This window comes from Bacillus sp. LBA3-1-1.1 (assembly GCF_040676495.1).
Lineage (GTDB): Bacteria > Bacillota > Bacilli > Bacillales > Bacillaceae_G > Bacillus_A > Bacillus_A nitratireducens.
The window spans coordinates 146,053-159,800 of record NZ_JBEGIB010000024.1; the positions used below are offsets into that span (position 1 = coordinate 146,053).

The following is a 13,748-nucleotide window of genomic DNA, read 5'->3' on the forward strand; positions in this document are numbered from 1 at the left end:
AAAAAAGACGCTGTCTGTCTGCTGAAAAATCAGGAAAACTCCTTTTCAAAAAATAATTCACCTTCACTTTATTTCATATGATAAAATGTTTTTTAAATCTAAATATTCTTTCTTTTTAAGGGGTGAATTTGGTGCTACCAACAAAATTGAAAAAAGATGATGAAATTAGAGTTATTTCACCATCTTGTAGTTTAAGTATTGTCTCCACAGAAAACAGAAAGCTTGCTGTAAAAAGATTAACCGACATGGGCTTTCAAGTTACATTCTCAAAATATGCTGATGAGATAGATCAATTTGCTTCCTCTTCTATTTCTTCACGCGTTCAAGATTTTCATGAAGCATTTAAAGACCCTAATGTAAAAGCAATTTTGACGACACTTGGAGGATACAACTCTAACGGTTTATTAAAACATCTCGATTATGATTTAATTCGAGAAAATCCGAAGTTTTTCTGTGGCTATTCTGATATTACCGCTTTAAATAATGCCATTTACGCAAAAACAGGACTCGTTACATATTCAGGCCCCATTTCTCTTCATTTGGAATGGAGAAAGGCCTCGAGTATACGACTGATTACTTTTTAAAATGCTTAACTTCTAAGGAGCCTATTGAAGTCCTGCCATCTGAAACGTGGAGCGATGATTCTTGGTATATAGATCAAAAAAATCGAGAATTTATTAAAAATGAAGGGTATGTTTCAATTCAAGAAGGGGAAGCGACGGGAGATATTATTGGTGGTAATATGAGCACATTTAATTTACTGCAAGGTACACCATATATGCCAAGCTTACAGGGCAAAATTTTATTTCTTGAAGAGGATAGTTTAACCGGAAAAGCTACCCTTAAAACTTTTGATCGATATTTACATTCTCTTATGCAGCAACCTGACTTTGAACATGTAAAAGGCATTGTTATAGGAAGAATGCAAAAAGGAGCAGAATGTACGATAGAAGACATTCAAGAAATGATTGCTTCAAAGCCTGAACTTACACATATACCTATCATCGCAAACGCAAGTTTCGGACATACAACTCCTATTTTTACTTTCCCAATTGGCGGAAGAGCAAAAATCACTTCTAATAAAAAGAACACATCCATTACAATTGTAACGCAGTAAAAAAGGAGCGAACGATTCGCTCCTTTTATGGTTTTTCTATTTTTTGCAACGCTTTTTGTGGGATTGATTCTTTTGGAATTTCAGCCCATCCTTTTCCCTGCATACCTTTTGCATAAATTTTTATAAAAGCACCCGTATGTAATTCACGGTTCACCATTCTTTTAATAACTTGTAGCTTTCCGTCTTCTGTATACCCTTTAAATGTATACAAATATTCATCGTCTTTTTTCTCACTTTTATCTATAACAGCATAATAATCTTGGATTTCTTTATTTGAAAAGAAGTTGTCTACAAAGGCATGCACACCTTCTGTTTTTGTGTTTAAATAGTACGCTGTTCCACCTAAAATAATGGCGAACACAGCTAAAACTTTAATTACCAATTTCATAAATGCGCCTCCTGTTTGCACTTCTTTCTCACTAACCGTATGTCTATACCTGTATTATACGAAAAAAAGCATTCTATACTCTATCGAAATGCCTTACACTTTCCTTACATTATTGTAAGAGTTTTTCACCTTACAGCAATTTCCCAATAAAAAATTTTTCCGTTTAACAAACTTTTATATTATTATTGAATGATACAAATTTTTATTACAAAAATCAAAGGAGACAGTTTTCAAATGGCTATCTTGCAAGGTTTAGCACTATTACTTGTTGTACTTTGTCTATTTACACTTTTCAGTTACCGTGCGCCTTACGGAATGAAAGCGATGGGTGCTTTAGCTAATGCAGCAATCGCAAGTTTTCTTATTGAAGCATTTCACCGTTATATCGGTGGAGAAATGTTTCATAATGACTTTTTACAATCAGTAGGAGAAGCTTCTGGTAGTATGAGCGGTGTTGCAGCAGCAATTTTAGTAGCATTAGCAATTGGCGTTTCACCCGTATACGCTGTTTTAATCGGTATCGCTACTAGTGGATTCGGCATTTTACCAGGATTTTTCGCCGGATACGTTTGTGCCTTCGTCGTGAAATTTCTCGAAAAGAAATTACCAGCTGGTGTAGAGTTTTTAGCAATTCTATTTATCGCTGCACCAATCTCACGTGGAATGGCCATGCTTATGGATCCACTCGTTAACGCAACACTCGGTAAAATCGGTTCTATGATTTCAGTTGCAACTACAGAAAGTCCTATCATTATGGGTATTATGCTTGGTGGATTAATAACAGTTATTTCTACATCTCCATTAAGTTCTATGGCACTAACTGCAATGCTTGGATTAACAGGTTTACCAATGGCAATTGGTAGTCTTGCCGTAGCAGCTTCTGCACCAATGAACTTTATTTTCTTTAAACGACTAAAAATTTGTTCAAAGAAAGATACAATCGCTGTAGCAATCGAGCCGTTAACACAAGCCGATGTTGTCTCAGCAAACCCAATCCCTATCTATATGACCAACTTTGTTGGCGGTGCGCTTGCCGGTATTATTACGTCGCTATTCCAGCTCGTTAATAATGCACCAGGGACAGCATCACCAATTCCAGGACTTCTCGTCTTGTTCGGATTCAATGATGTAATAAAAGTAACGCTCGCTGCCGTATTATGTGGAATCGTTACCACTATTGTTGGATACATTGGATCAATTGTATTCCGCAAATATCCAATCCGTTCTGCTGATGAAATTCGCGGAATTGCTTCGGGAGAGAAAGTTGCATAAGAAAAAAGTAAAGGCCTCCTAGACTTAGGAGGCCTTTACTTTTACTTTATCCAGCTACAACGGCTAGAATGATCGGTGGCTTCGCTTCTTCCTTCGAGGCAAAAAGCGCCTCTACGTCTGAAGCTCCATCCCCCTCACATTCTGAGCGAGCCGTTTCCGCTTTTATTTTATCCAGCTACAGCAGCTAGAATCTCCGGCCATTTCACACTCTCATTCGAAGCCAAAAGCGCTTCTCGGTCGAGCGTTCCAATGACCTGCGATTCTGAACAAGCTGCCTCCGCTTTTACTTCACCCAGCCGAGCAGCATTTCCCGCACGAATTTGCTTGCTGCAACTGGTGTTTGATCACTATGGTCGTAGACTGGAGCTACTTCTACTAAATCTGCTCCAACTACATTTATATTTGAATTTGCAATTGCTACGATGGAATCTAATAGCTCTTTAGATGTGATACCTCCAGCCTCTAACGTTCCTGTTCCAGGAGCGTGAGCTGGGTCTAATACGTCAATGTCAATTGTGACATAGACTGGGCGTCCTGCAAGTTTCGGTAATACTTCTTTTAACGGTTCTAATACGTCAAATTTGTATAAGTTCATACCTACTTCTTTTGCCCATTCGAATTCTTCCTTCATTCCAGAACGAATACCGAAAGAATATACGTTTTCCGGACCAATTAAATCGCACACTTTACGAATTGGTGTAGAGTGGGATAAAGGCTCTCCCTCATATGACTCACGTAAGTCAGTATGGGCATCCATATGGATGATTGCTAAATCCGGATATTTTTTTGCCATTGCCTTAAAAATTGGCCAAGACACTAAGTGCTCACCGCCGAGACCTAGTGGAAACTTACCGGCATCTAAAAGTTTTGATACATACTCTTCAATCATGTCTAAGCTGCGTTGTGCATTTCCGAATGGTAATGGGATATCACCCGCATCAAAATATTTTACCTCTTCTAGTTCACGATCTAAATACGGACTATATTCTTCAAGACCGATTGATACTTCACGAATACGTGCAGGGCCAAAGCGAGATCCTGGACGGAAACTTACTGTCCAATCCATAGGCATCCCGTAAATAACTGCCTCTGACTCTTCAAAACTTGGATGACTTTTAATAAATACTTTACCTGAATAAGCTTCATCAAAACGCATATTCTTTTCCTCCTTATGTGGAACTTAAGGTATCCCAACCTTTCACTATTTCTCAAATTTGGAGCGCATTGCTCCTCTTTCTCGATTTACCTGGGCCTTCTTGTTATCACAAGAAGACTACTTCATTTGTAGCAGTGTAAGTAACTAGCATGTTCAAGCCTTCTAGACAAACACCTTAAATGAGTTACTTACACTTTATTTATTTCAATTTAACGCTCTTACTTAATTAAATCGCCAACAAATTTCGGTAATGCGAATGCTGCATTGTGTAATTCTTTTGTGTAGTATTTCGTTTCGATTTCGTGGAAACGCTCTTCACTTACTTCTAGTGGATCATGTTTTTTAGATCCGATTGTGAATGTCCAAAGTCCACTTGGGTAAGTTGGAATGTTCGCTGTGTATAAACGAGTAATTGGGAAGATCTCTTTTACGTCTTTAAACACAGTTGTAATTAGTTCTGGTGTGAACCAAGGGTTGTCCGTTTGTGCAACGAAAATACCATCTTCTTTTAACGCTTTAGAAATTCCAGCGTAGAAGCCTTTTGTAAATAGGTTTACTGCTGGGCCTACTGGCTCAGTAGAATCTACCATAATTACGTCATATTCATTTTCGCTTTCTGCGATGTGTAGGAAACCGTCTCCTACTTTTACTTCTACACGCTCATTATCTAATGCGCCTGCAATTGATGGTAAGTATTGTTTAGAGTACTCAATTACTTTTCCATCGATTTCAACAAGAGTTGCTTTCTTTACGCTTGGGTGTTTTAACACTTCACGAATAACACCACCATCGCCACCACCTACAACTAATACGTTTTCAGGGTTTGGATGTGTAAATAAAGGTACGTGCGCTACCATTTCATGATAAACGAACTCGTCCTTTTCTGTTGTCATAACCATGCCATCTAAAATAAGCATGTTTCCGAACTCTTCCGTTTCAACCATATCAAGTTTTTGGAATTCTGTTTGCTCCGTATGTAATGTGCGGTTAATACGCGCCGTAATTCCAAAATGCTTTGTTTGTTTTTCAGTGAACCATAGTTCCATCGTACAATCACGCCTTTCAATGCAAATTTATAATAGGGACATCATTAATGTCCCCTAACAAAAATAAAACAAAACATCCAAAAAGTATAGTTAAAAGTACAAAAATACCGAAAATATATTTTAGTCAGAGGGTTCTAACATATATACGAAAAGGGTTTGCTCTGTAATAGGAAAGAAACCCCTTTCTTAAGAAAGGGGTTTTGTCTCTATTTCTACCGGTTTACGAATCGGAATTAAGATCATTACGCAACCAACTAACACAACAATTCCACCGACTAAAAACGGACTTTGTGGTGAAACTGTATGGCCGATGATTCCTGATAAAATTGGAGCAATTGCGCCACCTAACCAACGAACGAAGTTATAAACACCTGATGTAACAGATCTTTCATAAGGTGAAATATCCATTACATAACTTGTAAATAACGCGTTATTTAATCCTGATGCTAATCCTGATAGAACGATTAACACGATTTGTAACCACATGATTTTAACGAAGAATAGTGCAATTAAGAAAATCGCAAATACGAGTAAACTACCTTTTAACAATGTTTTTGGTTCATATTTACCTTCTAACTTATGCGCTAAAATTGCTGATCCGTAAGCTAATGCTAATCCCCATCCACAAAATACAAATCCCAATTGAATAGCAGATAAATGCATAATCAGTGGTGAATATGCTAACACGACGAAAAATCCGTAGTAGTATAACATTCCCGAAATAGCACCTTGCATAAACGGTTTATACTTCACCAGGTTAAGTAATTCTCCTACGCCTGCCGCTTTACGCTTCACTTTTCGCTCCGGTTCTTTTACAAAAAAGAAAACTAAAATAAATGCTAAGAAAATTAAAATACTCGTCGCAAAAAATGGGTAACGCCAAGAATGTCCACCTAATATCCCGCCTAATAAAGGTCCACCTGCCATCCCTAAACCGATAGCTGCTTCATATAATCCTACTGCTTCATGAACTTCTTTACTTAATGCAATTAATAATGTCATCGCCGTTGCAAAGAACATCGCATTTCCTAATCCCCACCCAGCGCGGAAAAGAGATAATTGAGCAATCGTTTGCGATATACCGCATATAAACGCAAATACAGTCACAATCGCAAGACCAATCGTCATCATTCGTTTATCACCAAATCTTGATGCAAATATTCCAGCTGGTAACATCATAATTGCCATCGTTAAAATATATGCTGTAAATAGCATCTCTACTTGCCAATGCGATGCACCAATTTGTTCAGCAATACTTGGTAAGATTGGGTCGACTACCCCTATACCCGAAAAGGCAAGGAAGGTAGCCACCACTGTAATCAATCTCCCTAATTTTTGTTTGCTCTCCATTTTGATCATTCTCCTTTTGTACTCTCTAAAAATGTCACTGCACGATGTAAGCTATCTTCGAGTTCAGCCTTTACACGCTGCATTTGCTCCATTTTCTCGTCTAGCGTTTGCACTTGTTTTTCAAGCATCTCTTTAATCTCTTGAATCACTTCGCGATCACGAGGATTCTCGCTATTTCTTCTTTGTTCCATTCTTTCTTTTAACGATAAGAAATGTTGCATTTCTTGAAGCGTAATTCCTAACACTTCTTTTGCTTCCACAATCCGTTTAATTCTGGCGATGTCCTCGTCTGTATACAGGCGAATGTTCCCTTCACTACGTTCTGGGGGATGAATTAAACCAATTTCCTCATAATAACGAAGTGTACGTTTTGTTAAACCAACTTGCTTTGTGACTTCATCAATTTTATACATGTTATTCCTCCCTTCACTCAATTATTACATTTTACGTTAACGTTAACTTTTGTGCAACTGTTAGACTTTTGTAAATGTTTATCCTATTCAATTGTATTTTTCCAAAAGCAGTTTCATAATGAAAGAAAAGAAACGATAAGGAGATTTCCGTATGAATAAACCACTTATTTTCGCCCACCGCGGGGTAAAAGGAACACATCCTGAAAATACGATGATTGCCTTCCAAGAAGCTGAACGCATTGGTGCTCATGGGATTGAACTTGATGTTCATTTATCAAAAGATGGTGAACTTGTCGTAATCCATGATGAAACAGTGGATCGTACAACAAATGGCATCGGACTTGTTTCTGAAAAAACAGTAGCGGAATTACAAGCTTTAGATGCTGGTAGCCATAAAGACCCTTCTTTCCATGAAGCCAAAATCCCTACGTTACGCGAAGTATTCATTTGGCTATCTACAACAAATTTACAACTTAACATTGAGTTAAAAACGGATGTGATTCACTATCCTAATATTGAAGAGAAAGTTGTTGCTCTTGTTCGAGAATACCATCTATCTAATCAAATTGTATTCTCATCATTCAACCATGACTCTGTTTCATTATTAGCAGAGATAGCCCCTGAAATCCCAAGGGCGATTTTATATGATACGCCACTTGCTGATCCTATTGCTGAAGCTAAAATCAGAGAAGCAACTGGTTTACATCCAAACTTTCAGCTATTAACAAAAGAATTTGTTCAATTTGCGCAAAAACAAGGGTACGTTTTCCGCCCTTATACAATTAACGAATATAAAGATTTACAAACTATGATTGACTATGGCGTAGATGTCATCATTACCGATTGGCCAGCACGTGCCTTTGAGCTCCTTTCTTAATTGAAGGGGCTTTTTTGTTTTCAAAATTTCATTGTTTAAAATAAACCAAAACCCTCAATACTAATACAATAATGCTTGTATTAATGAGGGGCTGAAAAAGATGGATCAAACTATGAATCCAAAACTTAAAAAATATAAACGTCTTTTCTTCACCGTAATGTTTTCTTGTGTTCTTTTGTTCGTTTTTTCCTTTTTCATTATCATTATAGCTGCAAAAATTATGGGACCTCCCCCTGTTGCAGTTCCGCAAACGAGTGTCTTTTACGCTAATGATGACACCGTTATAGGACAAAGTAATGAAATACAAAAACGCTATAATGTATCTCTTGATGAAATTTCTCCTTATGTAAAAGAGGCGACACTATCTATTGAAGATCAACGATTTTACAAACATCATGGCTTTGATATAAAGCGCATTGTTGGTGCCATTGTTGCCGATTTAAAAGCAATGGCAAAAGTACAGGGTGCTAGTACGATTACACAACAGTATGCTCGTAACCTATACTTAGATCATGATAAAACGTGGAAACGTAAACTATTAGAAGCAATGTATACCGTTCGTCTTGAAGTAAACTACAATAAAAATCATATTTTAGAAGGCTATTTAAATACAATTTATTACGGGCATGGTGCTTACGGAATCGAAGCTGCTTCTCGCCTGTATTTTGATAAAACTGCAAAAAAATTAACATTAGCAGAAGCTAGTATGCTTGCAGGGATCCCGAAAGGACCTAGTGTCTACTCTCCCTTTTTAAAAGAAGAACGTGCTAAGGGACGCCAATCTCTCATATTAGATGAAATGGTAGAACAAGGGTATATTACGAAACAGCAAGCAGCTTCAGCAAAAAAAGAACCGCTAACTTTCGCCTCATTAGATACGAAACAAGTGGCAGAGGTCGCGCCTTATTTCCAAGATGCTGTACAAGCTTCTCTTCTTCGGGATATCGGATTAGATGAGCAAGCCTTACAACGAGGTGGCTTACGTATTTATACAACGTTAGATCCTAAGTTACAATCTGTAGCAGAACAAGCTGTCAAAGATCATATACCTGAAACAGCAAATATACAAACTGCCCTCGTCTCTATGAATCCAAAAACAGGTGAAGTGGCTGCTCTTGTTGGAGGAACTGATTATAATACGAGTCAATTTAACAGGGCTACACAAGCCGTTCGTCAGCCTGGCTCTACATTTAAACCATTTCTATATTACGCAGCCTTGGAACGGGGATTCACCCCTACTACGCGCTTAAAAAGCGAATACACTGTATTCACTTTAGGTGACGGCATTTCAAAGTATAAACCGAAAAACTATAAAGATTATTATGCAGATGATTTCGTAACGATGGCACAAGCTCTCGCAGTCTCTGATAACATATATGCTGTGAAAACAAATTTGTTTTTAGGAGATGACACGCTCGCAAAAACAGCAAAGCAATTCGGAATTAAGAGTGCATTAAAAGATGTGCCTTCTCTAGCTCTCGGTACGTCTCCTGTAAAACCGATTGAAATGGTGAACGCTTATAGCATGTTTGCAAACGGCGGGAAAGAAGTAAAACCTATCTTTATTCGCCGTATTATGGATCATGAAGGAAACATGTTATACGACGCTCATTTGGAGAGCAAACAAGTTCTCGATAAGAGCAAAGCATTTGTGATGGAAGAAATGATGACAGGTATGTTTAATAAAAAACTAAGTAGTTATGCCGCTGTGACCGGTCAATCGATGTTATCAAAACTATCAAGAACATATGCCGGAAAGTCTGGTTCAACAGAAACTGATAGTTGGATGATTGGATTTACTCCGCAACTTGTAACAGGGGTTTGGATTGGATACGATCAACCTAAATCCATTTCAAATGTAGCAGAACAAGGATACGCGAAAAAAATATGGACCGATACAATGGAAAAAGGATTGGATGGACAGCCTAAAAAAGAGTTCAAACAACCAACAGATGTTGTTGCAGTCGATGTTAACCCTGAAAACGGTAAGATCGCTACAAAAAATTGTCCCATTTCTGTGAAAATGTATTTCGCAAAGGGCACAGAGCCAACAGAGTATTGTATGGATCACGTTGATGATAAAGAAGAGTTCGAAAAGGTTAGTGAAGAGAAGAAAAAGACGGGTTGGTGGAAAAAATATCTCCCGTGGTAAAAAAAATAGCTGACGGAAATCCGTCAGCTATTTTTATTCACCTAATAATGCATGACGCAATTCTTCACTAGACTCGTTCCAAATTGCTTCATTATGCTCTTTTAAGAATGTACCAAGTACTTTCTTAGATGATTCATCCATATGATCAATCATGATGTGGCGCTTTAATGATTTATCCATTTTGTTTACATGCTCCGGAAGTGATTTATATCCGCGGCGAATTTCACGGTCAACTGTCATTTCACAAGCAGTTACACCTGCGTAATAAGCACCATTTGGTGTTCTTTCAATTGTTACCCAAACAAGCCAAAATGGTTTTCCGTTTGGAACTTCATCTTTATTTGTTAAAAATTTAATACCTTTTTCTACTGTACTACGCGCATGCATTGCACCGATATCAACGAACGCAGTTTTCTCTAATACATCAACAAATACAGGAGAAATATTTTCTAAGCTTAATGCCCCAACACCAAAACCACCATGGCCATCTGTTGAGTCATTCTTCACGATATTAAAACCAATTTTTTTCTTTTTCTCTGTCATATGTAAATTCCTCCTCGCTTACTAATTATAAAAGCCCGAAAATAGGTGCAATGATACTTTGTAAAAATACTAATACATATGGGATAACAACATTGAAAATAGGCTGAATTGTGTAATTGCTAAGCGGTGTAATAACAAGAATTAATAACGCAATTGCTCCATACTTTTCATACTGTGTCATTTTCGCACGAATATTTGCTGGTGCTAAATCTTCCACAACGCGATAACCATCAAGTGGTGGGATTGGTAATAAGTTAAATACAAGTAAAACAATATTAAGCATAATAAAAATCTGGAAGAATTGACCCAGCGTATCTGCTACTGCAGGTGGAATCGCATCTAACACACCAAACGTTATTAAGCTATACCAAATAATTAAACCAATTGCACTTAAGATAAGATTACTTATCGGTCCCGCAATAGAAACTAATATTCCCGCAAGACGCGGTTTTTTAAAGTTATACGGGTTAACAGGCACCGGTCTTGCCCAACCGAATCCAAGAATTAATACAGCAATCATCCCGATAGGATCTAAATGAGCCATCGGTGATAACGTTAACCGTCCTTGCTTTTTCGCTGTATCGTCCCCAAATTTATATGCAACATACGCATGTGCAAATTCATGCACAGATAGCGCAATAATAATCGCCATTGCTACCAATGGAATTTGTTGCAACGGATATCTAAATAACTGATCCATGATTCATCTCCTCTTCAATATGTCCAAAAAAGAAATTATTTGTTTTTTCGATTGTTCTTCCCCATAATCCGCTATAATAAGAGTGTAACTTACATAAAAGGAGCGATTGTACATGCCATACGTAACAGTGAAAATGCTAGAAGGACGCACAGAAGAACAAAAGAAAGCTCTTGCTGAGAAAGTAACAGCAGCAGTAAGCGAAACAACTGGTGCTCCTGAAGAAAACATCGTTGTTTTCATCGAAGAAATGTCTAAAAACCATTATGCAGTTGGCGGAAAACGCTTAAGCGACAAATAATCTCAAATTTTTTCATAAGAAGCAGCTCTTAGCTGCTTCTTATTTCTTTCCCTCTAACAACTCGATAATTCTCTCTTTATATTTTCCTCTTCTTCCATCTTCATAGATTAAATCATGCGGATAGAATAGTTTTTGATCCGTTCGCTTCTTACCTGTAATCGCCTCAACAATATCCGATTCACGCGAAAGCTCTCTAAGTTCCCCATTCGGCATAAGAAGTAAGATTGGTAGACGTTCTTCTTCTTCTCCTGCACGATAAAAGTCATACGGTAAGTCTGATGTTGAATCAACAACTAAATAATACTCTGGATCGAGTCCAATCTTTTTAAATAAGCTACTTAATTCCATCCAATTATCTAAACCGTGCTTATCAGTAAACTCTACATATTTAAATAGATTTCTGTTCATAAAGCGGCGGCATAAATCACTTAAAATTTGATCTTCTTCTTCTTGCCACACTTGGAAGTAATAATACATTACGTTCTCGTCTAGCTTTAAATAATCCTCTACTGTTACTTCTTCTTCAAATAAAGAATAGAAATGAACAGGATGATTTTTAAACGCATAATACTTCTCATGCAGTGATTTAGCTCGGTGTAAAATCTTCGTTAAAATAACTTCTGCACTACGTGTTACCGGATGGAAATATACTTGCCAATACATTTGATAACGGCTCATAATATAATGCTCTACAGCATGCATACCACTATTTTTAATGACAACTTGATTACCGTATGGGCGCATGACACGCAGTATGCGCTCCATGTCAAAATTCCCATACTTTACACCAGTAAAATATGCATCTCTTAATAAATAATCCATACGATCAGCATCAATTTGGCTTGAAATCATACTAATCGCTAATTTATTAGTAGATGTTTTCGCAATGACATCTGCTACCTTTTGCGGGAAATCCTTATCAACACGGCTTAACACACGATTAATTTCCGTATCACCAACAATAATCTTTTGCGTAAATTTCTCATGATCTAACGAAAATACTTTTTCAAACGAGTGAGAAAATGGACCGTGACCGACATCATGAAGTAATGCCGCACATAAACATAATAATCTATCTTCAGCATTCCAGTTCGGTCTGCCATCAAACACATCATCAATCATACGACGAATAATTTCATATACACCTAACGAATGAGTAAAGCGACTATGCTCTGCACCGTGAAATGTAAAAAATGTCGTTCCAAGCTGCTTAATACGGCGCAAGCGTTGAAATTCTTTCGTTCCGATTAAATCCCAAATAACGCGATCACGCACGTGCACATATTTATGTACTGGGTCTTTAAACACTTTTGTTTCGCTGAGTTTGTCGTTTAAATATACCACCTTCCGACATCCTCCTTCCTTTACTACATTCTTACTTTATATTATAAACGAAATAAGAAACAGAAAGAAATGAAAGACTATATTAATTCCTGTTATATAAAGAAAAATCACTTTTACCGACGTAAAAGTGATTTTTCTTTATATATTATTTTCCTAAAACAAACTCAGCAACTTCGTCTAAGATCATTTCTTTACCTAGTGGGAAGTATCCTTTGTTTAGGTCTTCATTGCTAATTGTGAATACGTGATTGTTTTTAACAGCGTTCATGTTTTTCCAAATTGATTCTTCTTGGAATTCTTTTAGACGCTGAGAACCGTCACCAGTTGTAAATACGAATAAGTAATCTGGATTGTAATCGATTAAAGCTTCTTTTTGTACTTGTACTAGCGGTTTATCAGTTGGTGTACCTTTAACTGCTGGTAACTTTAAGTCATTAAAGATTACGCTACCGTAACCGTAGTCACCATATACGCGGAAAGCATTTGGATATGCAGCCATTTTCATGAATGTTGCATCACCAGTTTTAGCAACGATTTTATCATGTAATTTGCTTGCTTTTTCATCGTACTTTTTGAACCATTCTTTTGTTTCTTTCTCTTTACCGAAGATTTGACCTACTTCTTCGAATTTTGGACGCCATTGGTCTAATGGAGTTTTTAACATAACTGTTGGTGCAATTTTAGATAATTGATCATAAATCTTTTCTTGACGATTGTTTACAATAATTAAATCTGGTTTTGCGGCAGCTACTGCTTCAATGTTAATTTTATCACCCCAAGCAGAACCTACTGGCTTCACACCTTCTAATTTCTTTGCAATATGTCCATCAATTTTTTCTTGTGTTGTATTTGCAGTAATAATCGGTTTCATACCGAAAATTAATAATTCTTCTGTTGAACCACTAAGGTCAGCAATTTTCTTTGGATTTGCAGGGATTTTAATTTCCCCTTTTGCGTGTTGTACAGTGCGCTCTTCAGTCTTCGCATCTGCTTTCTTTTCTTCTTCTTTGTTAGAGCAAGCTGCAAATAGTACAGAAGTAACAACTAGTACCATTGCTAATAGTGCCATTTTAAAATTCTTCATGTTCCCAC

General features: G+C 37.2%; 13 protein-coding genes and 1 pseudogene. 5 read left to right on the forward strand and 9 right to left on the reverse strand.

All coding sequences use genetic code 11. The annotated features are described in order from the left end of the window. Window positions 1–131 precede the first annotated feature (131 nt). A pseudogene (locus MRBLBA3_RS19465) lies at window positions 132–1,117 on the forward strand (S66 family peptidase). A 25-nt stretch (window positions 1,118–1,142) separates the two neighbouring features. On the opposite strand, the gene MRBLBA3_RS19470 reads toward MRBLBA3_RS19465, so the two are convergent. Then, window positions 1,143–1,505 carry a YxeA family protein gene (locus tag MRBLBA3_RS19470; RefSeq protein WP_000779925.1) on the reverse strand — a complete coding sequence of 121 codons (363 nt, stop codon included), beginning with the start codon at window positions 1,503–1,505 and terminating at the stop codon, window positions 1,143–1,145. A gap of 234 nt (window positions 1,506–1,739) precedes the next feature. Here MRBLBA3_RS19470 and MRBLBA3_RS19475 point away from each other — a divergent pair, with 234 nt between their 5' ends. Continuing rightward, complete coding sequence (locus MRBLBA3_RS19475) at window positions 1,740–2,777, forward strand: PTS sugar transporter subunit IIC (RefSeq protein WP_363383049.1); 1,038 nt, start codon at window positions 1,740–1,742, stop codon at window positions 2,775–2,777. Window positions 2,778–3,060: 283 nt separating this feature from the next. On the opposite strand, the gene speB is transcribed toward MRBLBA3_RS19475, so the two are convergent. From speB to MRBLBA3_RS19495, 4 genes are all read right to left on the reverse strand, one after another. Beyond that, a complete protein-coding gene (gene speB / locus MRBLBA3_RS19480) occupies window positions 3,061–3,933 on the reverse strand; it encodes an agmatinase (protein WP_001209821.1) in 873 nt (290 codons plus the stop codon). A 218-nt stretch (window positions 3,934–4,151) separates the two neighbouring features. Further along, window positions 4,152–4,979, reverse strand: coding sequence for a polyamine aminopropyltransferase (speE, locus tag MRBLBA3_RS19485; RefSeq protein WP_000424696.1), 828 nt, complete (start codon window positions 4,977–4,979; stop codon window positions 4,152–4,154). Window positions 4,980–5,165: 186 nt separating this feature from the next. Next, window positions 5,166–6,329 carry an MFS transporter gene (locus tag MRBLBA3_RS19490; protein WP_363383052.1) on the reverse strand — a complete coding sequence of 388 codons (1,164 nt, stop codon included), beginning with the start codon at window positions 6,327–6,329 and terminating at the stop codon, window positions 5,166–5,168. Between the two features lie 5 nt (window positions 6,330–6,334). Beyond that, entirely contained in the window at window positions 6,335–6,742 is a 408-nt protein-coding gene (locus MRBLBA3_RS19495) for a MerR family transcriptional regulator (RefSeq protein WP_000276567.1), read from the reverse strand. A gap of 151 nt (window positions 6,743–6,893) precedes the next feature. Between MRBLBA3_RS19495 and MRBLBA3_RS19500 the strand changes: the two genes are divergently transcribed. Beyond that, window positions 6,894–7,619 carry a glycerophosphodiester phosphodiesterase gene (locus tag MRBLBA3_RS19500; protein WP_363383055.1) on the forward strand — a complete coding sequence of 242 codons (726 nt, stop codon included), beginning with the start codon at window positions 6,894–6,896 and terminating at the stop codon, window positions 7,617–7,619. A gap of 100 nt (window positions 7,620–7,719) precedes the next feature. Beyond that, complete coding sequence (locus MRBLBA3_RS19505) at window positions 7,720–9,771, forward strand: transglycosylase domain-containing protein (protein ID WP_363383058.1); 2,052 nt, start codon at window positions 7,720–7,722, stop codon at window positions 9,769–9,771. A gap of 33 nt (window positions 9,772–9,804) precedes the next feature. Here the strand turns inward: MRBLBA3_RS19505 and MRBLBA3_RS19510 are convergent, their stop codons facing one another. Together MRBLBA3_RS19510 and MRBLBA3_RS19515 are read right to left on the reverse strand one after the other, a co-directional pair. Further along, entirely contained in the window at window positions 9,805–10,314 is a 510-nt protein-coding gene (locus MRBLBA3_RS19510; RefSeq protein WP_000136685.1) for a YwhD family protein, read from the reverse strand. Window positions 10,315–10,339: 25 nt separating this feature from the next. Continuing rightward, complete coding sequence (locus MRBLBA3_RS19515; protein ID WP_000372467.1) at window positions 10,340–11,014, reverse strand: site-2 protease family protein; 675 nt, start codon at window positions 11,012–11,014, stop codon at window positions 10,340–10,342. Between the two features lie 112 nt (window positions 11,015–11,126). Here MRBLBA3_RS19515 and MRBLBA3_RS19520 point away from each other — a divergent pair, with 112 nt between their 5' ends. Continuing rightward, the gene (locus MRBLBA3_RS19520) at window positions 11,127–11,312 is read left to right on the forward strand and encodes a 2-hydroxymuconate tautomerase (protein WP_001147171.1); all 186 of its coding nucleotides are present in this window, start codon (window positions 11,127–11,129) and stop codon (window positions 11,310–11,312) included. Window positions 11,313–11,351: 39 nt separating this feature from the next. Here the strand turns inward: MRBLBA3_RS19520 and MRBLBA3_RS19525 are convergent, their stop codons facing one another. After that, entirely contained in the window at window positions 11,352–12,656 is a 1,305-nt protein-coding gene (locus tag MRBLBA3_RS19525; protein WP_363383063.1) for an HD domain-containing protein, read from the reverse strand. Between the two features lie 145 nt (window positions 12,657–12,801). Next, window positions 12,802–13,740, reverse strand: a complete 939-nt coding sequence (locus MRBLBA3_RS19530) for an ABC transporter substrate-binding protein (RefSeq protein WP_000787729.1) — start codon at window positions 13,738–13,740, stop codon at window positions 12,802–12,804. Window positions 13,741–13,748: the final 8 nt, after the last annotated feature.